This is a genomic window from Shigella sp. FC1567 (genome assembly GCF_001743015.1).
GTDB lineage: Bacteria > Pseudomonadota > Gammaproteobacteria > Enterobacterales > Enterobacteriaceae > Escherichia > Escherichia coli.
This window is the reverse complement of record NZ_MIIV01000400.1, coordinates 1-447: the sequence shown is the minus strand read 5'-3', so window position 1 is coordinate 447 and position 447 is coordinate 1. Positions and strand designations below refer to the sequence as shown.

1 protein-coding gene is annotated in these 447 nt (G+C 51.0%); it reads right to left on the bottom strand.

Going from position 1 to position 447, the window contains the following annotated elements; all coding sequences use genetic code 11:
* Positions 1-141 precede the first annotated feature (141 nt).
* Positions 142-447 (bottom strand): integrase core domain-containing protein (locus BHE85_RS18675; RefSeq protein WP_032232747.1); only part of this gene is annotated, 306 nt, incomplete at its 5' end.

Below are 447 nucleotides of genomic sequence, written 5' to 3'. Positions count from 1 at the left end.
GAGATAACGCCGGATGAGCCGAAAGAACCTGTGGCTGCTCTTACTCCGTCTTTATCTACTCAGACTACAGTTAGTGCCAGCTCCTGCAAGGTGGAGTTCTGAACCGCCCCGGGTTTCCTGGAGAGTGTTTTATCTGTGAACTCAGGCTGCCAGATCATCGTTTCCGATGGAAGCATAATAAGCTTTTTCTGCTTCTGCCGGAGGGATGTGGCCCAGCCTTTCCAGCAATCGTCGATTATTATACCAGTCCACCCACGTGAGTGTGGCCAGTTCCACTTCTGCACGGTTTTTCCAGCTCTTACGGTGTATTACCTCCGCTTTGTAAAGACCATTGATGCTCTCCGCCATCGCGTTGTCATACGAGTCGCCTGTACTTCCTGTTGATGCCAGTAATCCGGCTTCCTTAAGCCGCTGTGTGTAGGCCAGCGATACATACTGAGAACCTTT